Raw genomic sequence first — 24,487 nt, forward strand, 5'->3', positions numbered from 1 at the left:
GCACACGGTTACGTGGGGACTGGCGCGGGGTCGGTTCCCAGGGCGAGGCGTCGGGACAAGCATCCCGGCGCCTCGTTTTTTTCTGTGTCACCGACGCGTCCGCGTCGAAGGCCGCTCAGTAGACGACGAGCGCCTGCGGCGCGTGGTAGCTGACGATGGTCAGCACCGGGATGCGCGGCGCTTCGTCATCCGTCTCCGCGCCGCCCGACGTGAGGCGGACACCGTCAAAGCGCGCGAGGATGACGTAGTCGCGCCGGGTCTCCAGGAACGGGTCGGCGCTCGCCAGACGACCGAGTGCCTCGCGGCCCGTCTCGTCGGAGATGTTCTCCACGAAGCGCCGCGTGGTGTTGCGGCCGGAGCGCTCGGACGCGCTCACCGCGCCCCCGACCTGCCCTGGCCCCGTGAGCACGGACTGTCCGGCCAGGTCACCCGAGTACGAGGTGACGGAGTCGATGCGCTCGCCATGGCCCACGACCCCGTCCGTCTGGACGGAGCTGAGGGCCTGCTCCACCAGCCACACCGTGGGACGCTCACCTTCCGAGCGCTGGTCCGCGACCTGCGCGCGCAGCAGCACGTAGCGGCCCTTGTACGTGTCCGGCCGGTCCATGGCGGAGGCCAACGAGAAGATGGGGATCTGTTTCTCCTGGAGGTAGCGCAGCTCGCCCGTCACGCTGCCACCGCGCTGGGCCACCACGCGGGCAATGAGCTTCGCGCCTTCGGGACGCACGCTCAGGTCCTGCGCCCAGGCGCGGCCCAGCAGCGCGTTGAGCTGGGTGAAGGGCGTGTGCTCGATGCAGGCCTTCAGGCCATCCCACGCCTCATCCCGCGAAGCGCCCTGGAGGCGCCGCGCGGCGGCTTCACACACGGCCGGGTTGGCGTACCGGGCGGCGAACGCCTTGGGGTCCGAGGTGGGGCTGGGCGCGGGCGGCTCCGGCGGAGGCCTGGCGACGAACACCTCCTCCTTCGGATGAGGCGCATCCTCCGACCACGTCACGTGGGAATGCGAGGCGCCGCAGCCGGCGGCGAACGTGCCCATCAGGGCCCAGGAGGACAGCTTCCAGGAAGGACGGCGCATGGGCGGAACTCCTAGAGGGAAGCGGAGCCAGGGCTGGAAGAACGGTTGCGCTTCTGGACGGTGGGCGCGGGGTGCGCTCCGGAGCGAGGCAGCACGACGGCGCACGCATCCGCGCACCTGTCACTCAGGCACGCCTGCGTCTGGGGCGCGGTGGCCTGCTGGGCGACCTCGGCATAGCAGCGGTCCGCGGTGCCCGGGCAGTTGGCGCGGGCGGCGCACTCGCAGCATGGCGAGGCCACCGTGGCCATGAACTGCACCTCTTGAAGGACGTTGGCCAGCGCGCGGTAGCAGGAGCGAGCGCCGGGAGCGAAGCGGCCCTTGGCGTCCACCACGAACGACGTGCCTTCCAGTCCGCACTGGTCCACGGCGGTGATGTAGCGCCGCTCACAAAGCGCGGTGAGCGTCGCGTCCGGGCGGCCCTCGCGGATGTTGCCCACCGCCTCCGTGCACAGCGCGCGGGCCACGTCCTGGAGGAGCTTCTTGTTGGACGCGTCCTGCGAATCGCTGGGCGCGCCCGCGGACAGGTCCGCCTCGAACACGCATTCCTTCCCAGCACGCAGGGTGTCCACGGTGCAGGACCACGCGGTGGGGGACTCATCCGCGACAGGGGGCGCCGCGAGCGCTTCAGGCGGAATCGCTGGCGCGCTGGAGTCGGGCGCCGAGCCCAACAGGAAAAGGGAGACGAGGATCGCCTTCATGGACATGGCAGGTTAGGACGGCGCCTCGCCGGGCACAAACCGGCCCGCCGCAACTGTTCCGCGAACCGCGGCGTACTCCCCTTCCCTACCTCCTCCGCGCCGAACCGACGTCCACCTCCGGACGAAGCGGAGGCCTCGGAGTCCTGGAGCATCCGCCCCGGGGCACGCATGATGGCGCCGGTTTCCTTGCAAGGGGTGGATGGTGGGACGTGCGGACGACGCGACGTGGCGGCCATATGAAGACGGGGGCTCCATCGGGTGGATGGGGACCCAGGGCGGCACCATCGCGCGGGATGAGGACTTCGGCGGCCTGGCGCGGCTCACCTACGAGTTGGATGACACCCGCTCCTTCCATGCCATCGCCTGCTCCGTCACCGGCTGGCTCCTCTACCACCGCTTCTTCGACAACGCGGCGGCGGCCACCGCCGCCTTCGAGGAGATGAAGCCCGCCTTGGAGACGCTCCTCACGCAGCTTCCCGAAGGAGGGCCGACGTCTCCCGCGAACACCCGCCTGGCGGGGCCCCTGCTGGCGGCCTTCACCGTCCGTCATGGATAGAGAGTCCGGGGCGAAATGACCTGGCCCGCGAGCGCCATCTGGCGTTAGTGACGGGCCCGCCATGGCCTCCCAGCGCATCCACGAAGAAGACAGCTTCGAGAACGAAACCTTCGCTGACCTGAACCTCCAGGAGACGGACCTGGGCGGGAAGGAGTTCTACCGCTGCACGTTCCTCAACTGCACCCTGCAGGAGAGCCGCTGGACGAGGGCTCGGATGGAGTCCTGCGTCTTCACCGGTTGCGACCTCACGCGAGCCCGGTTCACGGAGACGTCCCTGCGCGACGTGCGCTTCGAAAGCTCCAAGCTGATGGGCATCGACTGGACGGACGTGGGCACCTTCCCCGAAGTCACCTTCGACGGCTCCAACCTGCGCTACTGCACCTTCGCGGGGCTCAGCTTGCGGAAGACGGCGTTCCTGCGCTGCACGGCGCTGGAGATGAACTTCATCGACACGGATCTGTCCGAGTCGGACTTCAGCGATTCGGACATCACCGGCAGCAACTTCCGCGGCTGCACGCTCACGAAGGCGGACTTCGGAACCGCGAAGGGCGTGTTCATCGACCCCGCGCGCAACCGGGTGAAGGCCACGCGCATCCCCGTGGATGCCGCGGTGAACTTCGTCCAGACGCTCGGGCTCGTGGTGCCCGGCTACGATGAGGGCCCGAAGGCGAAGACGGAGCGCAAGAAGGGCCGCTCCTGACTCACCGGCATGGGGGCTAGGCGGGGGGGCGCAGCATCTCCAACAACGCCCCCAGCTTCTCCAACGCGAGCCGCGCACGGGTCTTCACCGTGCCCAATGGGTCTCCGGTGCGCTCGGCAATCTCCCGCTGGGAGAGGCCTTCGAAGTAGGCAAGCTCCACCACCGCCCGCTGGTCCGGAGGAAGCTGGGCCAGCGCCGCCATCACGCGAGCACGCGCCTCCCCCTGGCTGAGCGCTTCGTCCGGCGCGGCGGGCGCGGCGCTGACCGGAGGCTCCTGTTGCACGGCCCCTTCCACCACGCGGGCCGCCGTTCCCTGCGCCCGCAGCCGGTCGATGGCGCGCGTGCGCACAATCGTCGTCACCCAGGCCTCCAGGCCGCCGCGTTCTGGATTGAACTCTCGGGCGCGCCGCCAGACCTCCAGGAAGGTCTCCTGCAACACCTCTTCCGCGTCAGCGTGGGTCGGTAGCAACCGCAACGCGATGGCGAAACACCGTCCGCCGCAGCGCGCGTAGACGTCGCGCATGGCCTGCGGGCTTCCCATGGCGACTTGCCGGAGGAGGGCCCGGTCCAGCGCTGGGTCGCTTGCTCGGGGCACAGCGAAGGAAGGAGGCGCCATGTTCGTCCCGGATAGCTCAAACGGCAGGGCAGTTCCCAGCTTCAAGTATCGGCAAGCGGGCACCCGGGCGCGCCGTGCCTTCCAGGGTGGGCAGTGCCCGCCCCCATCCCTAACGTTGACGAGCCAACGCGGCTGGCGTGGAAGGCGTCCAGCATCGACAACAGCCGCGATTCGCCGCGAGGCAATCACAACCCAAGACCTATAAGGGCCGCCAGCCACCATGACTGAACGACTCGGAAGCGTATTCATCGAGGGAGTCAGCCCCGAGCTGGACGCTGGACGTCACGCCGTGAAGCGCGTCGTGGGAGAGCGGTGCACCGTCAAGGCGGACGTCTTCAAGGAAGGCCACGACGTCCTCGTCGCCGTCGTCCGCTGGCGCCAGGTGACACCCAGGGCGCAGCAGACCGACTGGGAGGAAGTGCCCATGCGCTTCCTCGGCAATGACCGGTGGGAAGGCGAATTCCCCCTGAAGCGGAACGGCCGCTACGAGTACACGATTGAGGCCTGGCCAGACCTCTTCCGGACCTGGACGTCCGAGCTGAAGCGCAAGGTCGACGCGGGCCGCGACGTGCGCAGCGAGTTGCTGGAAGGCGCCGCCCTGCTGGAAGGCGCCGCCGCCCGTGCCCGTACGGCGAAGCAACTGGACGACGCGCGAGTGCTGGACGAGGCGGCCGTCCGGCTGCGACAGCCCCCCTCCCCGGACCTCCTCGCCGTGGCCCTGGCCCCCGAGCTGGCCGACGTGGCCTCGACCCATCCGGACCGTTCACTGGCCCGCCGCTACGACAAGGTGTTGGAGGTCTTCGCGGACCGGGAGAAGGCCCGCTTCAGCGCGTGGTACGAATTCTTCCCGCGTTCGGCGAAGCGCGACGGCGTCACCCACGCCACCTTCCGGGACGCGGAAGGCTGGCTGCCGTACATCCAGCAGCTCGGCTTCGACACCGTCTACCTCCCGCCCATCCACCCCATTGGCCGCACGGCGCGCAAGGGCAAGAACAACAGCCTCACCGCGGCGCCTGACGACGTGGGCAGCCCCTGGGCCATCGGCGCATCGGAAGGCGGCCACAAGGCCGTGCACCCGAAGCTGGGGACGCTGGAGGACTTCCGGCACTTCGTGGAGACGGCGCAGGCCCACGGCATCGAGGTGGCGCTGGACCTGGCCTTCCAGTGCTCGCCGGACCACCCGTACGTGAAGGAGCATCCGGAGTGGTTCCAGCACCGGCCGGACGGCACCATCAAGACGGCGGAGAACCCGCCCAAGCGCTACGAGGACATCGTCAACTTCGACTGGATGGGCCCCGCCCGTGAGTCGCTCTGGGCGGAGCTGGAATCCGTCGTCCTCCACTGGGTGAAGCAAGGGGTGAACACGTTCCGCGTGGACAACCCGCACACCAAGCCCACGCAATTCTGGGCCTGGCTCATCCGGCGCGTGCAGGAAGCCCATCCCCAGGTCCTCTTCCTGTCCGAGGCCTTCACCCGTCCCAAGGTGATGAAGGCCCTGGGCAAGGTGGGCTTCACCCAGTCGTACACCTACTTCACCTGGCGCAACTTCAAGGGCGAGCTCCAGGAGTACCTGGAGGAAATCACCCAGCCGCCGGTGTCCGAGTACTTCCGCGGCAACCTCTGGCCCAATACGCCGGACATCCTCCCGGAGTTCCTCCAGAACGCGGGACCCGGTGCCTTCCGTCTGCGCGCGGCGCTGGCCGGTACGCTCTCCTCCGTGTGGGGCATGTACTGCGGCTACGAGCTGTGCGAAGGCCGCCCCATCCCGGGCAAGGAGGAGTACACCGATTCGGAGAAGTACCAGCTGGTCGCGTGGGACCTGGACCGGCCCGGCAACATCCGGGATTGGATTGCGCGCCTCAACGCCGCGCGCCGCACGCACCCCGCGCTGCACCAGTACGGGACGCTGCGCTTCTTCTCGTCGAACAACGACCGAGTCCTCTTCTACGGCAAGCGCACGCCAGACGGCGGCAGCACGGTGCTGATGGCGGTGAGCCTGGACCCGTATGCCGCCCAGGAGGCGCTGCTGCACGTGCCACTGGAGTGGCTGGGCGCGCGCCCTGACGAGACGTATCAGGTGCACGAGCTGATGTCGGACCAGCGCTCGCTATGGCAGGGTCCGGACGTGCAGGTGCGCCTGACGCCCGAGCAGCCCGCGGCCCTCTGGGCCGTTCACCGGTTCCGCCGTACCGAGAACGCGTTCGACTACTACGAGTGACAACCCGAGAGGCGTAATGGACCTGGATCCCCTCTGGTACAAGAAAGCCCTTATCTACGAGCTGCACCTGCGTGCCTTCCATGACTCCAATGGCGACGGCCACGGGGACATCCCCGGTCTGATTGAGAAGCTTCCGTACCTCCAGGACCTGGGCATCAACTGCCTCTGGTTGCTGCCCCACTACCCTTCGCCGCTGCGCGACGACGGCTACGACATCGCGGACTTCTACGGCGTCCACCCGGACTACGGCACGCTCGCGGACTTCCAGCGGCTGGTGGATGAGGCGCACAAGCGCGACATCCGCGTCATCACCGAGCTGGTGGTGAACCACACCAGTGACCAGCACCCCTGGTTCCAGGAAGCGCGCAGCGACCCCAACAGCCCCAAGCGCAACTGGTACGTCTGGAGCGACACCGACGAGCAGTACAAGGGCGCGCGCATCATCTTCCTGGACACGGAGCGCTCCAACTGGACGTGGGATCCGGTGGCCAAGCAGTACTTCTGGCACCGCTTCTTCAGCCACCAGCCGGACCTCAACTACGACAACCCCGAAGTGCAGGAAGCCATGCTGGACGTCATGCGCTTCTGGCTCAACATGGGCGTGGACGGGTTCCGCTGCGACGCCGTGCCCTACCTCTTCGAGCGTGAAGGTACCAACTGCGAGAATCTCCCGGAGACGCACGCCTTCCTCAAGCGCCTGCGGAAGACCATCGACTCCGAATACAAGGGGAAGATGCTGCTGGCGGAGGCGAACCAGTGGCCCGCCGACGTGCGCGTGTACTTCGGCGACGGCGACGAATTCCACATGGGCTTCCACTTCCCGGTGATGCCCCGCCTCTACATGGCGGTGCGCCGCGAGGACCGCACGCCCATCGTCGAAATCATGCAGCAGACGCCGGACATCCCGGACAACTGCCAGTGGGCCATCTTCCTACGCAACCATGACGAGCTGACGCTGGAGATGGTGACGGACGAGGACCGGGACTACATGTACCGGGAATACGCCACCGATCCGCGTATGCGCATCAACCTGGGCATTCGCCGCCGGCTGGCGCCGCTGATGGACAACGGCCGCCGGCGCATCGAGCTGATGCACAGCCTGCTCTTCACCCTGCCCGGCACGCCCGTCCTCTATTACGGCGACGAGATTGGCATGGGCGACAACATCTACCTCGGCGACCGCAACGGCGTGCGCACGCCCATGCAATGGACGGGAGACCGCAACGCGGGCTTCAGCCGCGCGGATTACGCACGCCTGTACGCGCCCGTCATCGCCGACCCGGTGTACGGCTATCAGTCCATCAACGTGGAAGCGCAGGAGCGGGTGAAGTCCAGCCTCCTGCACTGGGTGAAGCGGATGATTCGCATCCGCCAGCGCTACCCCGTCTTCTCGTTGGGGAACCTGCGCTTCCTCCAGACGGACAATCGCAAGGTGCTGGCCTTCATCCGTGAATGGGAGGGCCAGACGGTTCTGGTGGTGTGCAACCTGTCGCGCTTCGCCCAGCCCGCAGTGCTCGACATGCGTGAGTGGGAGGGCGCTGTGCCGGTGGAGCTGATTGGAGAAACCCCCTTCCCGCGGGTGAGTGAGATTCCGTATCAGCTCTCCATGGGCCCCTTCATGTTCCTGTGGTTCCGGCTGGACAGGTCCCAGCAGGTGAGGAGCCTCGAATGACAACCCTCGACTTGACCAAGCTCCCTGAGTACCTCAAGCACCAGCGCTGGTTCAGCGGCAAGGCCTGGCCCATCAAGCACGTCACGGTGATGGACCACGCCGCCGTCGAATCGGGCGGCTGCTCCTTCAGCCTCGCCGTGGTGGAGGTCATCTACGAACTGGGCAGCCCGGAGCGCTACCTGCTGCCCGTCCATCCCTCCACCGAAGGCGTGCGAGACGCGCTGGAGAGCGATGAATGCCTGCGCGGCCTCTTCGACCTCATCCGAACCGGAGGCCAGGTGGCGTCCGCGTCCGGCCGCGTGCAAGGTGAATGGATTGGCGGGCAGGACGGATTGCTCGCGCTCCCCGCGTCACCGGAGGTGCGGCGGCTGCAGGTGGAGCAGAGCAACACCTCGGTGGTGCTGGGTGAGAAGGTCATCCTGAAGATCATCCGCAAGCTGGAAGCCGGCGTGAACCCGGAGCATGAGGTAGGCCGCTTCCTCGCGACCAAGACGTCGTTCCGCGCCACGCCCACGCTGTTGGGCGCGCTGCATCTGGAAGGGGCGGCGGGCGCGACGCTCGCGGTGGCCCACCGCTTCGTGCCGGATGCGACGGACGGCTGGAAGTACACGCTGGACCGGCTGCGCCAGGAGCGCGCCGTGGGCCCGCGCTTCCAGTCGGAGATGCGCGACCTGGGCTCGCGTCTGGGCGAGCTCCACCTGGCGTTCGCCTCGGCGACCGACGAAGACCCGGCCTTCACGCCAGAGCCACTGTTGCAAGAGGACCTCCAGCGCTGGAGCGCCTCCATCGTCGGGGAGCTGGGCGTGACGCTGGCAGACGCCAGCCGGCAGAACCCGGAGCTGGAGAACCGGCGCGAGGACCTCATCGAGTACGCGAAGCGCCTGGCGCAGGTGCCGCCCTCCGGGCAGAAGATTCGCATCCACGGCGACCTCCACCTGGGACAGGTGCTGCGCGCCAACAACCAGTGGCTCATCTTCGACTTCGAAGGCGAGCCCGCGCGCTCCTTCACCGTCCGCCGGGAGAAGTACAGCGCGCTGCGCGACGTGGCGGGGATGATCCGCTCGTTCGACTACGCGGAGGCGACGGTGGCGCTGGAGGGTGGCACGCCCCACGAGCGCATCAGCACCATCCGCGACGCCTTCGTGGAAGGGTACCGGCAGGTGACGCGCGGCGCGCCCTTCCTGCCCCCGGACGACGACACTTTCGACGTGATGCTGCGTGCGTTCGAGCTGGAGAAGCTCCTCTACGAAGTGCGATACGAAATGCAGAACCGGCCCGACTGGGTGCGCATCCCCCTCCAGGCCCTCTTGCGTATGGAGGCATCCAAGTGAGGAAGCCAGCCGACAAGGCCCAGGTCGACGCGGAGCTTCAGCGCGTCGTGGAGCTGAGGCACCCGGAGCCGCACTCTGTCCTGGGCATCCACCCGGATGGAGACGGCGTGGTGATTCGCGCCTTCCGCCCGGACGCCGTGGCCATCCACGTGCTGCCGGAATCCGGCGGTCGCGTCGCGATGACGCACCGGCTGGGCGGCGTCTACGAGGCCCGCATCAACGGCAAGGACCAGACGTTCAACTACTTGCTGGAGGTGGAGTACCCCGGCAAGCGCGTCTTCACGCTTCGCGACCCGTACAGCTTCCTCCCTACCCTGGGGGAGATGGACCTGTATTACGCCGGTGAAGGCCGCCACGAGCGCCTCTGGGAGCGCATGGGCGCGCACCTGCTGCACCACCACGGCGTGCGCGGCACCTCGTTCGCGGTGTGGGCCCCCACAGCGGCGGGCGTGTCCGTGGTGGGTGACTTCAACGGCTGGGACGGCCGCCTGCACTCCATGCGCCGCATGGGCTCCTCCGGCATCTGGGAGCTCTTCGTCCCCGAGGTGGGCGAAGGCACCCGGTACAAGTTCGAGATTCGCCCCGGCCAGGGCGGGCCCAACGTCCTCAAGGCGGACCCGTTCGCCTTCCGTACCGAGGCCCCCCCCGCCACGGCCTCCGTGGTGCACGACCTGGCGCGCTACACCTGGGGCGACTCGGCATGGCTGGAGCAACGTGCGCAGCGGCGGGACGTCCATCACCAGCCGTGGAGCGTGTACGAAGTCCACCTGGGCAGCTGGCGCCGGGTGGTGGAGGACGGCGACCGGCCCATGACGTACCGGGAGCTGGCACCGGCGCTGGCCGAGTACATCAAGTTCACCGGCTTCACCCACATCGAGCTGCTCCCCGTGGCCGAGCACCCCTACGGTGGCTCCTGGGGCTACCAGGTGGGTGGCTACTACGCGCCCACGGCGCGCTTCGGCCACCCGGATGACCTGCGCTTCTTCATCGACCACATGCACCAGGAAGGCATCGGGGTGCTCGTGGACTGGGTGCCCGGACACTTCCCGCGCGACCTGCACGCCCTGGGACAGTTCGACGGCACGGCCCTGTATGAGCACGCGGACCCGCGCAAGGGCGCGCAGCCGGACTGGGGCACGCTGGTCTTCAACTTCGGCCGCAATGAGGTGCGCAACTTCCTCATCGCCAACGCGTTGTTCTGGATCGAGGAGTACCACATCGACGGACTGCGCGTGGACGCGGTGGCGTCGATGCTCTACCTCGACTACAGCCGCAAGCAGGGCGAGTGGATTCCCAACCGCTGGGGCGGCCGGGAGAACGAAGAGGCCATCCACTTCCTGCGCGAGCTGAACGAGACGGTCCACCGCAAGCACCCGGGCGTCGTCGTCATCGCCGAGGAGTCCACGGCCTGGCCCAAGGTGTCCGCGCCCGTGTCCGAAGGCGGGCTGGGGTTCGACTACAAGTGGAACATGGGGTGGATGCACGACACGCTGTCGTACTTCTCCAAGGACCCCATCTACCGGCAGTACCACCACAACCAGCTCACCTTCGGCCTGCTGTACGCGTTCAGCGAGCAGTTCATGCTGCCGCTGAGCCATGACGAGGTGGTGCACGGCAAGGGCAGCCTGTACGGGCGCATGCCGGGCGACCCGTGGCAGAAGCGCGCCAACCTGCGTGCCCTGTTCGCGTGGATGTGGGCGCACCCGGGCAAGAAGCTCGTCTTCATGGGCGGTGAGTTCGGCCAGCCGGCCGAGTGGAACCACGACAAGAGCCTGGACTGGCACCTGACGCACGACCCGGGGCACCACGGCATCCTTCAGCTGGTCTCGGACCTGAACCGCATCTACCGGGACATGCCCGCGCTTCACGACGCGGACGGCGAGCCCATGGGCTTCCAGTGGCTCCAGCCGGACTCGGCCGCGTACAACGTGTTCGCGTTCGTGCGGCGCGCGCGTCAGCCAGGACGGCATGTGGTGTGTATCGCCAACCTGTCGCCAACGGTGCGTGAGAACTACCGCGTGGGCTTCCCGTTCCAGGGCCGCTACGTGGAGTTGCTCAACACGGACGCCGAGCAGTACGGCGGCTCCAACCTGGGCAACATGGGCCAGATTCACACCGAGCCCACGGGCTGGGATGGCCAGCCGGCTTCGGCCACCCTCACCCTGCCCCCGCTGTCCGTGTTGTGGTTCACGCCGGGCTGAGCCCATGCCTCGACACAGGGGCGTTCGCCGCAGCATCACCGCGGACTCCCCTGCCCGCCCTCAAAGACAACCATCAATCACTGACAATTCAATCTCAAACACAAATCAAGACACATTAAAACAACCAGACATCCGGCCAGCGAACGGGAACCAGCCAGGCACAGACCGAGCAGGCCCGTGGACTCGACACACGGGGTGCCAAAAATCACTGAACATCCAGTCAGCCAAAAGACGGCGATCAGCCATGCAACGACACTGAACGCGCGGACATGTAGGCATTGATGTTTCAGGCGGTGCCCGAATCACTGAACATCCAACCAGCTGCAAGCCTCAATCAGGGCGACACGCGACACTGAACGCGCGAACATGTAGGCATTCGCGACCAAGGCGTCACCCGAATCACTGAACATATCATCAGCAGACAGGTCGCGATCGGGGCTCCGCACACCACTGAACACGCGCCCATGTGGGCATTGGCGCAATCGAGGGCACTCGTCTCACTGAATGCGCCATCAGTAGCGGGAGCGACCAGAACCCAGCGTGCCACTGAAGCCCACTTACAGCGGCACCGCGATCATGAGACCGAAAATGCCTGATAGCTCGTTCATGTAGGCATGGCCCAACCGACCACCGCACGACCCACTGAACATCCAGACAGGCAAACTGTCCCGATCAGCCATGTTGGGCCCCCTGCCCCGATGTTCATGTAGGAACGAAGGTCTCAGGCCCCCCTGAAAATACCTGATGGTTCGTGCATGTAGGCACTGCCTCACCAGGCTCCGACACATCGCCCATACACCAGGCGAGCAGGCGACGCCGCTTGCTCCCTCCTCCATCCGACCCCAGCCTACTTCTGGGCGATCGACTCACCAGGAGGACGGGGATGACGAAGAAGAGGATCATTGAAGGGTACGGCGGGACCAGTGAGCAGCGTCAGCGCCACCTTCAAAACGACAACTTCTCGGAGCGGGCGCCTCGAACGCCGGATGAGACGGAGGCGGTGCGCAGCACGCCCGACAAGGACGGGCGCGAGATCACCATCCATCCACTGGAATCCGAGGACTCGGACGACCTATGGCACGGCAAGCCGTGAGCCGAGCCCAGGGACTGGGCCTCAGCGCATGAACAGCAAGTAGAGCACCGCGCTCAGGGCGATCGACACCAGGATGCTGCCGATACAGCCGAGCCGGTTCGAGAAGAAGAAGAACATACGCGCCGCCCAAGCTGTGCACTCCCAGCGCGGAGGGAAGGCACGCCGCTGGATTTTGTCCGAGGGCCTACGGAACGCCTCGGGGGCTACTCGCCGCGCTTCAGCCGCTCCACGTAGGCCGCTGGCAGGCCCGCGGCCTGGGCACCGCGCACCAGCGCGTCCACGAAACGGGTGCTGACCGGGCCGTCCGCCGACGCACGCCGCGGATTCGTGACGAACGCCGTGGCCTCCAGCTCCTGCCCATCCACGCGCACGCGCACCGGCCGCTCCACGCACATGCTCGTCACGAAGCCTTCCTTGTGCTGGATGATGGGCCAGTCCTGGCCGCGAATCTCGAACAGGCGGCCGTACACCTTCTGGCCCGCGGAATCCGTCAGCCCCGCGACGCGCCCACCCCACCAGCGCGACGGGAAGTCATAGACCAGATCCACATCCACGGCCTGGGCCAGCCGCCCCTCGGGCAGCTCGAAGAAGTCGTAGCTGTGCTGGGACCGCCACTCCTCGAACGCGGCGCGGTCCAGGATGGTCGAGTACGCGAAGTACAGGCGCGTGGCCGACGGGTCCGCGCCCGCACGGGCCTTCATCACCTGATCATAGTGCGAATCCATGTCCGCCCCTTTGACTGAGACTACTTCGAGCCCCGGCGCGCCCCGGTGGCCTCGTCCCGGAAGACGGACAGCACACCGGACACATCCAGCCGGGACGTCTTGATGAACAGCCGCAGCGCGCGCTCCACGTGCTCGGCCAGCGTGGCCATCTTCTCCAGTCGCTGAAGCCGGTCCGGGGGCAGCCCCGACTGGGTCTCCGCCAGCCGCCGGGCCTCCGCCAGGTCGGCGCGGATGCGCGCGACGAAGCCCGCCTCGCGCTCCTCGATGACGTGCGTCACCATCCGGACCAGGTCGTTCTCCGCGCCGTAACGCCAGACGGTGTCCTGGGGCAGGCGCACGCGCTGGATGACGCCCCAGCGCTCCAAGTCGCGCAGCAGCATGGAGACCCCGCCCTTGGACAGGTCCAGCTCCCGCTCGATTTCGCCCGCTGTCAGGGGCTCACCGCGCAGGTACAGCAGGGCCCAGACCCGCCCCTGGTTGCGCTTGAACCCCCAGAACTCAATGACATTGCCCACCGCGTCCACCGCGATGGCTTCCCAGGGCGCCAGCCGGCCATCTGCTGGCGGCGCCTCCGAGGCAACGCTACCGGGTCCCCCCGTCCACAGGTAGCCTTTCATGCAGCGCGCCCCTGGACTTGTTCGGCGATGCCGGCCGACAGCTTCCGCGCCCAGCTCACCAGCTCCGCACCCGCGGGCTCCTTGGCGAAGTGGCCCAGCTTGTCGAGCGCCGCCTCGATTTCGACGTTCATCCGCGCCATGGAGGCGTCGACGGCGCCCGTGGCCTCAATGGCCGCGCCAATCTCCTTCGTGCGATCTGGCGTGATCGCCGAGAACGCCCACGCGTCCTTCAGTTTGCGCCGCAGCGACTCATCCTTGGCCACCGCCAGGAGGATGGGCATGGACGGCGTGCGCGAGTGCACGTCCGCGTAACGCGGCTTGCCTACGTCCGTGCCCAGGATGTCGCGAATGTCGTCGGCAATCTGGAACGCCACGCCCAGGTGACGCCCGAAGCCGTCAAAACGTTCCACCGCCTCGGGGTGCTCCGCCAGCGTCGCCGCCGCGTTGCCACACCAGCCGAACAGCGAGCCCGTCTTGCCCTCGGCGATGAAGCGCAGCCGGTTGAGCGGCAGGTCCAGGTCGCCGCGAGCCTCCACCTCGGCGATGGCGGCGCGGGTCATCTCGGAGACGACCGACAGCGCGCTGCGCGTCAGCCGCGCGTCCAGTTGGGACAGTTGGTACAGGCCCGTGGACAGGATGAGGTCGCCGCTCATCACCGCGACGATGTTGCCCCAGCGCGCGTTCACCGTGGGCCGGCCCCGGCGGAACATGCCCGCGTCCACCACGTCGTCGTGCAGCAAGCTCGCGGAATGGATGAGCTCCGCGGCCACGGCCACGTCCACCAAACGCTCCGCCGGAACGCCCACCGCGCCGCCGAACAGCCGCGCCAGCATGGGGCGCGCGCGCTTGCTGCCGCTGCCCAGGCACAGGTGGCGGGCCGCCTCCATCAGCGTGTCGCCCTTCACGTCCGGACCGGCATCGCCATCCACCAGGGTGCTGCCAAGCCGCTGCTCCACCGCCCCCAGAAAATCCGTCAGCTCCCGAGCCAGATCCATAGTGCGCCGTCTCCTCGTTCGTTCATATAGTTCAAGACCGCTTGAACTGCACCTGATTCCAGCGCTGCCCAGCAGCCAGGCGCGAACGGGTGTTGGAGCATGTGGGACAGCCGCGCCGCTCCTGCCCGGAGAGCGGCCGAGCACCCTGGGGCCCACCGGGGGTGGATTGAGAGCGCCCGGCGGAGCGTGCGACAGAGAGCGGACCTGTGACCCGCGCAGCCTCCCGTCGTCAGCTCCTCCGCAGCTTCAGCTTCGCCTCCCTTGCTTCCGCGGTTCCGCTGTTCCGACCCGGCGCATCCCTGCCCGGCTCGACGGCGCCGCTCCTGGGAGCACCGCCCGCGGACGGGCCCGGACCGAGGGTCCGCCCTCATCAGGGACGGTTGCGCCGAACACTGGGCGTCTCCGTGGTGGAGGGCATGTTCTCGGAGGTCTTCACTGCGTGCGCGGGTGCGACGGTGCTGACCGCATGGGCCATCGCCCTGAAGCTGGGGCCCTTCCTCGTCGGCGTGATGACGGCCCTGCCCTTCTTCGCACAGTTCGTGCAGTTCCCCGCAGCCTGGCTGACGGGCCTCTTCGGCCACCGGCGCGTGGCCCTCACCGCGGTGTGTCTGTCCCGCGTGGTGATATTCCCCCTGGCGGTGCTGCCCTGGCTGGGCCTGCCCTTCGAATCCCAGCAGCGCCTGCTGCTGACAGTGGCCGGTGTCTCCGCCGCGTTGAGCGTGGTGGGCAACAACGCCTGGGTGGCGTGGATGGGAGAACTGGTGCCCCGCGCCGTCCGGGGTCGCTTCTTCGGACGCCGTACCGCGCTCACCACGCTGGCGGGTACGCTGGCCTCCCTCGGCGCGGGCCTCCTGATGGACCGGCTGCGCCCCGCGGACGGCGTGGGCGTGGCCCTGCCGCTGCTCGCGTTGGGGGCGTGCGTCATGGGCATCGTCACCACCCTGTTCATGGCCTCGCAGCACGACCCGGCGCCCCCGGGCACCACCCCGCCCCTGGAGCTCAAGGGCGCGCTGGTCCCTTTCAAGGATGGCAACGCGCGCCGGGTGCTCACCTACCAGGTGGCCTGGAACGCTGCGGTGGGGGTGTCCGCGCCCTTCTTCGCGCTGCACAGCCTCCAGAACCTCAAGATGACCTTCGTCATCATGGCGCTGCATGCCGCGTCGGTGGCCGGCGTGCGCATCCTGGCGGCGCCACTCTGGGGCCGCGCGATTGACCGCTGCGGCGCCCAGCCCGTGTTGATGGCGTGCTCACTGGGCATCGCCGCCATCCCCGCCCTGTGGCTGCTGCCCTCCGCGGGGACGCTGTGGCCCCTGCTCTTCGACGTCCTCCTCGCCGGGGCGCTGTGGAGCGGCCATGGTCTGGCCATCTTCGAGCTGCCTCTGACAGTCGCCCCCCGGAAGAACCGCCCCTTCTACCTGGCGGCCTTCGCCACCGCCGGCGGCCTGGCCTATACCGCCGCGGCCGCGCTGGGAGGCGCTATCGCCGCCGCCCTGCCCACCCAGTTCACCCTGGGCGGCCACGTCTGGGTGAACCTGCACGTGCTCTTCGTGCTGTCCTCGGTGGCCCGCCTGGGCGCGGCCCTGTTGACGGCGCGCATCCCCGAGCCCGGCGCCCACCCCGTGCGCTCCGTGAGGGCGCTGCTGTCGCGCCTGCTCCCGCGGCCAATTCCTGCTCACCACACAGCGTTGGATGATTGACATTCAAAAGACGCAACAGCGTCATTGCTTGTCATACTGCGGGACTGTGCAAATTCATTGCGCACAACCGCAGAATTCCAGATTAGCTGGTGATTTGCCATTTTCACTCAAAGTGTGATTTCTGCCGCTCCAGCACCGTAGCTCCCAGAGGAGCGCGGTCAACCCGCAGTGCAGGAGCACGACATGTCCTCAGGTCCTTACCGAAGGCGCCTTTTTCATGCGGTGTTTCTCGTGGGAACCCTCTCGGGTTCCGCTGCAATGGCAGTCCATTCAGAGGAAGGCGTTCGCAATTACGATGCGCGTGATGCCTACAACGCGCAGGCACGGTTTGGCATCTCGTCTGCCCAGACGTCCAGCCAGGCCGCGCTGCGGCAGGCCGTGCCGGAACTGATGGTGGAGTTCGACGAGTCCAACGGCCTGGTGCGCTCGCTCACCAATCCGGTGGGTGCGCTCTCCGGTCCGCGCAGCGGGGACCCGATGGCCATTGGCCTGGACTTCGTCCAGAAGCACCGGGACGCGCTCGGGCTGGGGCTCAACGACCTGGCGAACCTCGAGGTGACGGACCGCGTCTATTCGAAGGTGAGCGGCATCACCAACCTGTACCTGCGCCAGACGTACCGGGGCCTGCCCGTCTACAACGGCCAGCTTCAGATCAACGTGGACCGCGACGGCCGCGTGCTCAGCGTGCACAGCGACTTCCTCCCGGCCCTGGAGTCCTCGCTCGCTGGCACCACGCCGCGCCTGAGCGCCGCGGACGCGGTGGTGGGCGTGGCGAAGCACCTGGGCGTCCGCCTCTCCGCGGCGCCGCAGTCCCTGAAGGCCGAGCCCGGCGCGCGTCAGCGCACGCGCGTGGCGGTGGAAGGCCTGTCCACCGAGCCCATCGACGCGGAGCTGGCGGTGCTGCCGGTCCGCCGTGGTGAGGCCCGGCTGGTGTGGCGCTTCCAGGTCCACACCCTGGACAACGACCACGCGTACGACGTCACGGTGGACGCGTCCACGGGCGAGGTCTGGACCCGCTTCGACTGGGTGGCGGCCGATGATGCCTACCGCGTCTATCCCCTGCCGGTGGAGAGCCCCAACCACACCACGCCGCTGCCGCCAGCGGATGGGCGCGTGCTGGTCTCCAACCCCGCCAACGCCACGGCGTCGCCCTACGGCTGGCACGATACGAACGGAGCGGCCGGCGCGGAGTACACCACCCTCCGCGGCAACAACGTCCACGCCTACGAGGACACCAACAACGATGGCCTGCCGCCCGCCGTGCAGCCCGATTGCACCTCGCTCATCCACTGCGACTTCCCCATCACCCTCACGAGCGCGCCGTCCACGTACATCCCCGCGGCCGTCACCAACCTGTTCTACTGGAACAACATCATCCACGACGTCCAGTACCAGTACGGCTTCGATGAGGCGTCCGGTAACTTCCAGGTCAACAACTACGGCCGGGGCGGCATCGGCAACGACGACGTCCGCGCGGAGGCGCAGGACGGCGGCGGCATGAACAACGCCAACTTCATGACCCCGCCGGATGGCCAGCGGCCGCGCATGCAGATGTACCGCTGGAACACGGTGACGCCGAACAAGGACGGAGACCTGGACACCGGCATCATCGTCCACGAGTACGGCCACGGCATCTCCAACCGTCTCGTGGGCGGCCCCAGCAACGTGTCCTGCTTGTCGAACCGCCAGCAGCCGGGCGAAGGCATCAGCGACTTCCTGTCGCTCTTCTACACCGCGAAGGCGACGGACACCGGCGCGCAGGGCCGCGGCGTGGGCACCTACGCCCTGAACCAGCCCACCACGGGCGTGGGCATCCGTCCCCAGCGCTACAGCACCAGCAGCGCCGTCAACACCTGGACCTACGCCAGCATCAACGGCATGGCGGTTCCGCACGGCGTGGGTGCCGTGTTCGCCCAGGGCATGTGGGAGGCCTACTGGGCCCTGGTCAACCACCACGGCTTCAGCGCCAACCTGTACGACGCCACGGGCACCGCGGGTAACCAGCGCATGATGCTGTACTTCACCCAGGGCCTGAAGAACACGCCGTGCAGCCCCACCTTCACCCAGGTGCGTGACGGCATCATCACCGCGGCCACCACCCTGCACGGTGGCGAGGACGTCTGCCGCCTGTGGACGGCCTTCGCCGCGTTCGGCCTGGGCACCAACGCCGTGTCCAGCGGCTCCAGTGGCACGACGCCCACCAACGGCTTCGCGGTGCCCGCCGCCTGCGCTGCCTTCAGCGCGACGGCAGCCAAGCGCTAGTCGTTGAACCCCATCGGGCCGGAGCTCCCTCGTGGGCTCCGGCCTGGTTCCTGGCGCGCATAGCAGACGCCGCGTCTTGAGGTATCACCCTCAGGATGCGCACGCCTACCGCCGTGAGCCTGCTCCTGCTCGGCCTGTCGCCGCTGGCCTGGGCATGCAAGAGCGAGCCCCCACCGGTCTATGTCCGGCTCCAGGGGACCGCGCCCACCGTCGCGGACGTGCCGTCCTCCCGCGCCTTGCTCATCGTGTTCTGGGCGTCGTGGTGTCCGCCCTGCAGGCAGGAGACACCCCAGCTCGTCGCCCTGGCTAAATCGCCCCCCGAGGACCTCCAGGTCGTCGTCTTCAGCCATGACGAGACGCCCCAGGCGGTGGAGTCCTTCTTCAAGGGGCCTCCCCCCGCGCCGCTCCACCTGCGCCTCGACGTGGACAAACGAGCCGGTGACGCGTTCGGCGTGGACCAGCTCCCCGTCAGCGTCCTCCTGGTCGACGGCCGCCAGGTCGCCCGCTTCTCGGGCCCGCGGGAATGGGATGCCGGCGCGATGCGCCGTCTGCTGGAGCGCCTGATACGCGAGCCCCCACCTTCAGCGCCTCGCCCGCTGGATTGACACCGCCAAGCCCCATTTAATAAGCCGGTCCCGGATGCAGTCCCTCCTGCGATTTCTCGCTGTGCTCCTCGTCCTGATGACGGGCGGCGTCTTCCAGACGCTGGCCCTGGCGTCGGACGTGCACGACGACTGCGCGGAAGAGGCATCCGACGAGTGCGAGGACTGCTCGCCCAACTGCGTGCTGTGCGTGTGCTGCCCGCTGAGGGCCGCCCCCGCTCCCGCGTCGCCCAACGCGCGTCTCATCCCGCCGCCCCGGCCGCTGCCCATCCCCTCGCGCGTGGTGGAGCCCACGCTCTCCGGCGTCGGGACCGACATCTTCCAGCCGCCCAGAGCCTGACACCGCCCTTCACGGGAGACGTGTGTCTTGCGAGCGCCGTGGCCGGACGTGCGCGAACGTCCTCCCGCTCCGCCCAAGCCCTGTCCAACCTTCCCGCGCACCTTCGCGCGGGCCACCACCGCCGTGGGCACGCGCCCCGGCAGGAGCGCCTCATCATGCACTCGCTGCGTACGCTGTCCGTCGTCCTGTCCCTGTTCGCCGCCCCCGTCCTGGCCGACGAGAGCAAGCCCGCCCAGCAGCCCCAGACGGCCGGGCCCGAGAAGCCGCGCTGCGAGCACGGCGTCCAGAAGAGCCTCTGTGCCCGCTGCAACCCGAAGCTGGCCCCCGTCTTCAAGGCCAAGGGTGACTGGTGCCCCGAGCACGCGCGGCCCGAATCCCAGTGCGTCCTCTGCAACCCGGAACTCTCCAAGAAGGGCGTGAAGTAGATGCGTGCCTCCCGAGTCGGCCCCAGCGTCCTGGCGGTGCTGCTGGCACTGAGCGCCGCCAGTTGCAGCCAACAAGCGAGTCCCCCCACGGCGAAGGCGCCTTCACCGCCAGCCGCCTCGGGAGGCACGTCCACCCCGTCCGAGGTCGCGCTCTGTGAGCACCGCGTCCCCGCGGAGCTGTGCACCCGGTGCAACCCCGACCTCATCGACGTCTTCAAGGACCAGGACGACTGGTGCGGTGAGCACGGCGTCCCCGAATCCCAGTGCTTCCAATGCAACCCGGGCCTCACCTTCACCACGCGGGACACCGCCCCCACGGATTGGTGCAAGGAGCACGCGGTCCCCGAATCCCGCTGCACCAAATGCAACCCGTCGCTGGTCGCGAAGTTCATCGAGGCCGGTGACTACTGCCGGGAGCACGGCTTCCCGGAGTCCGTCTGCCCATACTGCCACCCGGAGTTGGTGAAGGCCGCGGGCGCCCAGCCCCCCACCTTCCCCGAGCCGGGCACACGCGTCCGCCTCGCGTCCGCCGAGACGGCCCGCGAGGCTGGCATCCAGACACGTCGCGCGGTGAAGCGGCCCTTTGCCCGGACCCTGGACGTCGTTGGGCAGCTCGACTTCAACCAGAACCGGCTGGCGCAGCTGTCCGCCCGCAGTGAGGCGCTGATAACGGAGGTCCGCGTGGACGTCGGCGACGAGGTGAAGGCGGGCCAGCCACTGGTGCTGGTCACCTCGGGGGCCGTGGGCGCGGACCAGGGACGGCTGTCGGCGGCACAGACGCGGCTGACGGTGGCGCGCTCGGCGCTCGAGCGCGAGCAGCAGCTGGCTACGAGCGGAATCCGCGCACGAAAACACGTGGAGACCGCCCAGGCGGAGGTCGCGGCGGCCGAGGCCGAGCGCAATGCCGCCCGCGCAGCGCTCTCCGCCGCGGGCGCCAACGGCCAGGGCCCGCAGGGGACCTATGCCCTGTCGGCCCCCTTCACGGGGACGGTGGTGGCGCGAGACGCCGTCGCCGGACGCCATGCATCCGCTGGACAGCCGCTCATCCAGGTGGCGGACCTGAGCACCATGTGGGCCCTGCTGGAGATTCCGGAGGCGGACGCGTTCCAGGTTCGCGCGGGACAGCGCGTCACCCTCACCTTCGAAAGTATGCCCGGACGGACGCGTGACGCCACGCTCACCCGCGTGGGCGCGTCGGTGGACCGGACCTCCCGCACGGTGCGCGCCCGGGTCGAACTGCCCAACCCCGACGGCGCCCTCAAGGCCGGACTCTTCCTCAGGGCCCGGGTGCAGGTCGCTCCGGAACATGAGGCGGTGCTGGTTCCCCACGCGGCCATCCAACGCGCGGAAGGCCAGACGCTGGTCTTCGTGCGCAAGCAGCCGGGGCTCTACGAGCCCGTCGCGGTAGAGCTGGGTGCCAGCACGCGCGAGGAGGTGGAAATCGTCAAGGGCCTCTCGGCGGGGGTAGAGGTCGTCACCACCGGCGCCTTTCTGCTCAAGACGGAGATTCTCAAGGACTCCATCGGCGCGGGCTGCTGCGAGACGGCGGGAGGCGAGTAGCCGCCATGCTCACCCGGCTCATCGAATGGTCGTTGTCCCACCGCTGGGCCGTCCTCCTGGGAACGGGGGCCCTCGTCATTTCGGGCCTGCTCGCCTTCCGGGCGCTGCCCATCGACGCCATCCCGGACACGACGCCCACGCAAGTGCAGGTCAACACCGTCGCACCGGCGCTCACGCCCAACGAAGTGGAGCGCCAGCTCACCGTCCCCGTGGAGCAGGCGCTCGCGGGCCTGCCTCGTGTCAGCGAGCTGCGCTCCATCTCCAAATTCGGGCTCTCCCAGGTCACCCTCCAGTTCGAAGACGGAACCGACCTGTGGTTCGCGCGGCAGCAGGTGTCCGAACGGCTGAGCCGAGTGCAGCTACCCGCGGGCATCGCGCCCCCTACGCTCGGGCCCGTCGCCACCGGCCTGGGCGAGGTTTTCCACTATCTCGTCAAGAGCCGGACGAAGAGCCTCGAGGAGCTGCGCACCCTGCACGACTGGGTCATCGCGCCCCAACTGCGCAGCGTGCCGGGCGTGGCGGAGGTGAATGCCTGGGGCGGCGAGGAGAAGCAGTGGCACGTCATCGTCGACCCCCGCCGCTTGCAGCAGTTCAACCTGTCCCTCGGCGACATCTACCGGGCGCTGGAGGAGAACAACGCCAACGTCGGGGGCGGCGTGCTCGAGCGGGGCGGCACGGCGACACTCGTGCTCGGGGTGGGAGTGCTCACGGACGGCAACGCCATCGAGGACGTGGTCATCGCGGCGCACCACGGCGTCCCCGTGCGAATCCGGGACGTGGCGCGCGTCGAGGTGGGCCATGAAATCCGGCGCGGCGCCACCACCGCGGATGGTGAGGGCGAAGCCGTGCTGGGCCTGGGCTTCATGCTGGTAGGCGAGAACTCCCACACGGTGACGAAGGCGCTCGCCCAGCGCCTGGAGGACATCCAGCGGACGCTGCCGGAGGACGTGCGCGTGGAGCCCGTCTATGAGCGCACCGAGCTGGTGGACCACGTGCTGCGCACCGTCCGGACCAACTTGCTGGAAGGCGCGTTGCTCGTCATCGCGGTGCTCTTCATCTTCCTGGGCAACTGGCGCGCCGGCCTCATCGTGGCGGCGGCCATTCCGCTGTCGCTCCTGTTCGCCTTCAACGCGATGCTGCGCTTCGGCATCGCCGGCACGCTCATGTCGCTGGGCGCCATCGACTTCGGGCTCGTCGTCGACTCCTCCGTCATCATGGTGGAGAACGCGGAGCGGCGACTCTCCGAGGCCCGGGACGGACGCTCCCTGCTGGAGGTGGTGCGGGATGCCGCCGTCGAGGTCCGCAAGCCCACGCTCTTCGGCGAGCTCATCATCATGGTGGTCTACCTGCCCATCCTCGCCCTCGAAGGCGTGGAGGGGAAGTTGTTCCGCCCCATGGCGCTCACGGTCATCTTCGCGCTCCTGGGCAGTGCGCTGCTCTCCATGACGCTGATGCCGGTACTGGCCTCCTTCGCGCTGAAGCGAGGCGGCGGCAGCCCTCACCATGAGCCACGGCTCATGCGCTGGCTCCAACGAATCTACCGGCCCGTCCTCGAATGGGCGCTGGCCCACGCGCGTGTCACCCTGACCGCCGCCGCGCTCCTCATCGTGGGGGCCACCGTCGCCGCCACGCGCCTCGGCAGCGAGTTCGTCCCCCGCCTGTCCGAAGGCACGCTCGTCATCAACACCGTGCGCCTGGCGGAGGTCTCCCTCTCCGAATCCATCCGCTATGGCAGCCAGATAGAGCGGGTGCTGCTGTCCCGGTTCCCAGACGAGGTGCGACGCGTCTGGACCCGGACCGGCACCGCGGAGGTGGCCACGGACCCCATGGGCGTCGAGCTCTCCGACGTCTTCATCACCCTCAAGCCTCGGGCGCAGTGGAAGCGGGCCACCACCCAGGAGGAGCTGGTGAACGAGATGAAGGCCGAACTGGCAGACCTCCCAGGCATGCGCATGGCCTTCCTCCAGCCCATCGAGATGCGCGTCAACGAGATGATCGCGGGTGTGCGAAGCGACGTCGGCATCAAGCTCTTCGGGGATGACCTCGACGTGCTCAAGGCCAAGGCCCGTGAGCTGGAGACCCTGGTGAAGGCCATTCCCGGTGCCGCCGATGTCACCGTGGAGCAGGTGACGGGCCAGCCCGTGCTGGAAGTCACGGTGGACCGGGCGGCGGTGGCCCGTTACGGGATTCCGGCCCGCTCCGTCCTCGACGTCGTGGAAGCCGTGGGCACGCGCATCGTCGGGGAGGTGCGCGAAGGCGAGCGCCGCTTCGACCTGGCCGTGCGCCTCTCCGAGGAGTACCGCGAGGAGCCCACGAAGCTCGCCACCATCCCCGTGGCCGCACCCGGCGGCGAGCGCGTTCCCCTGGGACGACTGACGACCATGAAGGAGACGTCCGGCCCCACCACCATCCAGCGCGAGTGGGGCAAGCGGCGGCTGGTGGTCCAGGCCAACGTGCGAGAACGCGACCTCGGCGGCTTCGTCGCGGAGGTCCGCCGAACACTCGATGAGAAGCTGGAGCTGCCCGCAGGCTACTACATCCGCTACGGCGGCCAGTTCGAACACCTCGAACGCGCACAGACGCGCCTGCTCATCGTGGTGCCGGTCGCGCTGGCGCTCATCTTCCTGCTGCTCTACCTCACCTATCAGCGCGTCCTGGACGCCGTGCGCATCTTCGCGGGCGTCCCCTTCGCGCTCGTGGGCGGCGTGCTCGCGCTTCTGCTGCGGGGCCTGCCCTTCTCCATCTCCGCCGCCGTGGGCTTCATCGCGCTGTCCGGTGTGTCGGTCCTGGGGGACATGGTGCTCGTCTCACGGGTCCGCGCCTTGTTGGAGCAAGGCCAGGCCCTGGGCGAAGCCATTCGCCATGCGGCCGTGTCCCGGCTGCGGCCCGTGCTGATGACCGCCGCGGTGGCCGCCATCGGCTTCGTGCCCATGGCGCTCAACACCGGCGTCGGCGCGGAGGTCCAGCGGCCCCTGGCCACGGTCGTCATTGGAGGCGTCCTGTCGTCCACCCTGCTCACCCTCGTGGTGCTCCCAGTCCTCTACTCGGTCTTCGACGCCGGGAAGGACGCGCCCATGACGAGGGCTCCGTGATGCGCAATGGCC

At 68.4% G+C, this 24,487-nt stretch carries 20 protein-coding genes; 14 read left to right on the forward strand and 6 right to left on the reverse strand.

Translation table 11 applies throughout. The features are described 5' to 3' along the window. Window positions 1–115 precede the first annotated feature (115 nt). Entirely contained in the window at window positions 116–1,075 is a 960-nt protein-coding gene (locus FL344_RS01290) for a hypothetical protein (protein ID WP_141617192.1), read from the reverse strand. 11 nt (window positions 1,076–1,086) lie between these two features. After that, complete coding sequence (locus FL344_RS01295; protein ID WP_141590446.1) at window positions 1,087–1,779, reverse strand: hypothetical protein; 693 nt, start codon at window positions 1,777–1,779, stop codon at window positions 1,087–1,089. Between the two features lie 193 nt (window positions 1,780–1,972). On the opposite strand from FL344_RS01295, the gene FL344_RS01300 reads away from it, so the two are divergent. Beyond that, window positions 1,973–2,329, forward strand: coding sequence for a hypothetical protein (locus FL344_RS01300; RefSeq protein ID WP_141617193.1), 357 nt, complete (start codon window positions 1,973–1,975; stop codon window positions 2,327–2,329). 61 nt (window positions 2,330–2,390) lie between these two features. Continuing rightward, entirely contained in the window at window positions 2,391–3,029 is a 639-nt protein-coding gene (locus tag FL344_RS01305) for a pentapeptide repeat-containing protein (RefSeq protein ID WP_141590444.1), read from the forward strand. Window positions 3,030–3,045: 16 nt separating this feature from the next. Here the strand turns inward: FL344_RS01305 and FL344_RS01310 are convergent, their stop codons facing one another. Next, the gene (locus tag FL344_RS01310) at window positions 3,046–3,645 is read right to left on the reverse strand and encodes a sigma-70 family RNA polymerase sigma factor (protein ID WP_141617194.1); all 600 of its coding nucleotides are present in this window, start codon (window positions 3,643–3,645) and stop codon (window positions 3,046–3,048) included. A gap of 220 nt (window positions 3,646–3,865) precedes the next feature. Here FL344_RS01310 and FL344_RS01315 point away from each other — a divergent pair, with 220 nt between their 5' ends. The 5 genes from FL344_RS01315 to FL344_RS01335 all read left to right on the forward strand — a co-directional run bounded on the left by FL344_RS01315 (window position 3,866) and on the right by FL344_RS01335 (window position 12,160). Then, window positions 3,866–5,863 (forward strand): alpha-1,4-glucan--maltose-1-phosphate maltosyltransferase, encoded by a 1,998-nt coding sequence (locus FL344_RS01315; RefSeq protein ID WP_141617195.1) that lies wholly within the window; start codon window positions 3,866–3,868, stop codon window positions 5,861–5,863. A 16-nt stretch (window positions 5,864–5,879) separates the two neighbouring features. Beyond that, a complete protein-coding gene (treS, locus tag FL344_RS01320) occupies window positions 5,880–7,535 on the forward strand; it encodes a maltose alpha-D-glucosyltransferase (protein ID WP_141590441.1) in 1,656 nt (551 codons plus the stop codon). Next, entirely contained in the window at window positions 7,532–8,866 is a 1,335-nt protein-coding gene (locus FL344_RS01325) for a phosphotransferase (protein WP_141617196.1), read from the forward strand. The genes treS and FL344_RS01325 overlap by 4 nt, the downstream gene beginning before the upstream one ends. Next, window positions 8,863–11,067 (forward strand): 1,4-alpha-glucan branching protein GlgB, encoded by a 2,205-nt coding sequence (gene glgB / locus FL344_RS01330; protein WP_141617197.1) that lies wholly within the window; start codon window positions 8,863–8,865, stop codon window positions 11,065–11,067. Before FL344_RS01325 ends, glgB begins: the two co-directional genes overlap by 4 nt. An 883-nt stretch (window positions 11,068–11,950) precedes the next feature. Further along, window positions 11,951–12,160, forward strand: coding sequence for a hypothetical protein (locus tag FL344_RS01335; RefSeq protein WP_141590438.1), 210 nt, complete (start codon window positions 11,951–11,953; stop codon window positions 12,158–12,160). A 203-nt stretch (window positions 12,161–12,363) separates the two neighbouring features. Here FL344_RS01335 and FL344_RS01340 read toward each other — a convergent pair whose 3' ends face one another. The 3 genes from FL344_RS01340 to FL344_RS01350 are packed head-to-tail and all read right to left on the reverse strand — an operon-like array spanning window position 12,364 to window position 14,497. Beyond that, window positions 12,364–12,885: a gamma-glutamylcyclotransferase gene (locus FL344_RS01340; RefSeq protein ID WP_141617198.1), complete on the reverse strand. Its 522-nt coding sequence runs from the start codon at window positions 12,883–12,885 to the stop codon at window positions 12,364–12,366. A gap of 20 nt (window positions 12,886–12,905) precedes the next feature. Continuing rightward, window positions 12,906–13,502: a GbsR/MarR family transcriptional regulator gene (locus tag FL344_RS01345; protein ID WP_141590436.1), complete on the reverse strand. Its 597-nt coding sequence runs from the start codon at window positions 13,500–13,502 to the stop codon at window positions 12,906–12,908. Beyond that, on the reverse strand, window positions 13,499–14,497 hold the full coding sequence (locus tag FL344_RS01350) for a polyprenyl synthetase family protein (protein ID WP_090492460.1): 999 nt from the start codon (window positions 14,495–14,497) through the stop codon (window positions 13,499–13,501). Before FL344_RS01350 ends, FL344_RS01345 begins: the two co-directional genes overlap by 4 nt. Window positions 14,498–14,703: 206 nt before the next feature. Between FL344_RS01350 and FL344_RS01355 the strand changes: the two genes are divergently transcribed. The 7 genes from FL344_RS01355 (at window position 14,704) to FL344_RS01385 (ending at window position 24,475) form a co-directional block, all read left to right on the forward strand. Beyond that, on the forward strand, window positions 14,704–16,194 hold the full coding sequence (locus FL344_RS01355) for an MFS transporter (protein WP_141617199.1): 1,491 nt from the start codon (window positions 14,704–14,706) through the stop codon (window positions 16,192–16,194). Window positions 16,195–16,452: 258 nt separating this feature from the next. Then, on the forward strand, window positions 16,453–18,456 hold the full coding sequence (locus tag FL344_RS01360) for a M36 family metallopeptidase (protein WP_228564675.1): 2,004 nt from the start codon (window positions 16,453–16,455) through the stop codon (window positions 18,454–18,456). A gap of 95 nt (window positions 18,457–18,551) precedes the next feature. Beyond that, complete coding sequence (locus FL344_RS01365; protein ID WP_141617201.1) at window positions 18,552–19,061, forward strand: TlpA disulfide reductase family protein; 510 nt, start codon at window positions 18,552–18,554, stop codon at window positions 19,059–19,061. A gap of 34 nt (window positions 19,062–19,095) precedes the next feature. Continuing rightward, window positions 19,096–19,398 (forward strand): hypothetical protein, encoded by a 303-nt coding sequence (locus tag FL344_RS01370; RefSeq protein WP_141617202.1) that lies wholly within the window; start codon window positions 19,096–19,098, stop codon window positions 19,396–19,398. A 155-nt stretch (window positions 19,399–19,553) separates the two neighbouring features. Next, complete coding sequence (locus tag FL344_RS01375) at window positions 19,554–19,823, forward strand: hypothetical protein (protein WP_141617203.1); 270 nt, start codon at window positions 19,554–19,556, stop codon at window positions 19,821–19,823. Then, window positions 19,824–21,383, forward strand: a complete 1,560-nt coding sequence (locus tag FL344_RS01380; protein WP_141617204.1) for an efflux RND transporter periplasmic adaptor subunit — start codon at window positions 19,824–19,826, stop codon at window positions 21,381–21,383. Window positions 21,384–21,388: 5 nt separating this feature from the next. Then, on the forward strand, window positions 21,389–24,475 hold the full coding sequence (locus FL344_RS01385; protein WP_141617205.1) for an efflux RND transporter permease subunit: 3,087 nt from the start codon (window positions 21,389–21,391) through the stop codon (window positions 24,473–24,475). Window positions 24,476–24,487 lie beyond the last annotated feature (12 nt).

It is taken from the genome of Myxococcus sp. AB036A (assembly GCF_006547355.1).
In the GTDB taxonomy this organism is placed as follows: domain Bacteria; phylum Myxococcota; class Myxococcia; order Myxococcales; family Myxococcaceae; genus Myxococcus; species Myxococcus virescens.

What these genes read in the sequence shown, in the direction of transcription:
- FL344_RS01290 (WP_141617192.1), bottom strand. Translation starts at nt 1,075, where the DNA reads ATGCGCCGTCCTTCCTGGAAGCTGTCCTCCTGGGCCCTGATGGGCACG.
- FL344_RS01295 (WP_141590446.1), bottom strand. Translation starts at nt 1,779, where the DNA reads ATGTCCATGAAGGCGATCCTCGTCTCCCTTTTCCTGTTGGGCTCGGCG.
- FL344_RS01300 (WP_141617193.1), top strand. Translation starts at nt 1,973, where the DNA reads ATGGTGGGACGTGCGGACGACGCGACGTGGCGGCCATATGAAGACGGG.
- FL344_RS01305 (WP_141590444.1), top strand. Translation starts at nt 2,391, where the DNA reads ATGGCCTCCCAGCGCATCCACGAAGAAGACAGCTTCGAGAACGAAACC.
- FL344_RS01310 (WP_141617194.1), bottom strand. Translation starts at nt 3,645, where the DNA reads ATGGCGCCTCCTTCCTTCGCTGTGCCCCGAGCAAGCGACCCAGCGCTG.
- FL344_RS01315 (WP_141617195.1), top strand. Translation starts at nt 3,866, where the DNA reads ATGACTGAACGACTCGGAAGCGTATTCATCGAGGGAGTCAGCCCCGAG.
- treS (WP_141590441.1), top strand. Translation starts at nt 5,880, where the DNA reads ATGGACCTGGATCCCCTCTGGTACAAGAAAGCCCTTATCTACGAGCTG.
- FL344_RS01325 (WP_141617196.1), top strand. Translation starts at nt 7,532, where the DNA reads ATGACAACCCTCGACTTGACCAAGCTCCCTGAGTACCTCAAGCACCAG.
- FL344_RS01335 (WP_141590438.1), top strand. Translation starts at nt 11,951, where the DNA reads ATGACGAAGAAGAGGATCATTGAAGGGTACGGCGGGACCAGTGAGCAG.
- FL344_RS01340 (WP_141617198.1), bottom strand. Translation starts at nt 12,885, where the DNA reads ATGGATTCGCACTATGATCAGGTGATGAAGGCCCGTGCGGGCGCGGAC.
- FL344_RS01345 (WP_141590436.1), bottom strand. Translation starts at nt 13,502, where the DNA reads ATGAAAGGCTACCTGTGGACGGGGGGACCCGGTAGCGTTGCCTCGGAG.
- FL344_RS01350 (WP_090492460.1), bottom strand. Translation starts at nt 14,497, where the DNA reads ATGGATCTGGCTCGGGAGCTGACGGATTTTCTGGGGGCGGTGGAGCAG.
- FL344_RS01360 (WP_228564675.1), top strand. Translation starts at nt 16,453, where the DNA reads ATGGCAGTCCATTCAGAGGAAGGCGTTCGCAATTACGATGCGCGTGAT.
- FL344_RS01365 (WP_141617201.1), top strand. Translation starts at nt 18,552, where the DNA reads ATGCGCACGCCTACCGCCGTGAGCCTGCTCCTGCTCGGCCTGTCGCCG.
- FL344_RS01370 (WP_141617202.1), top strand. Translation starts at nt 19,096, where the DNA reads ATGCAGTCCCTCCTGCGATTTCTCGCTGTGCTCCTCGTCCTGATGACG.
- FL344_RS01375 (WP_141617203.1), top strand. Translation starts at nt 19,554, where the DNA reads ATGCACTCGCTGCGTACGCTGTCCGTCGTCCTGTCCCTGTTCGCCGCC.
- FL344_RS01380 (WP_141617204.1), top strand. Translation starts at nt 19,824, where the DNA reads ATGCGTGCCTCCCGAGTCGGCCCCAGCGTCCTGGCGGTGCTGCTGGCA.
- FL344_RS01385 (WP_141617205.1), top strand. Translation starts at nt 21,389, where the DNA reads ATGCTCACCCGGCTCATCGAATGGTCGTTGTCCCACCGCTGGGCCGTC.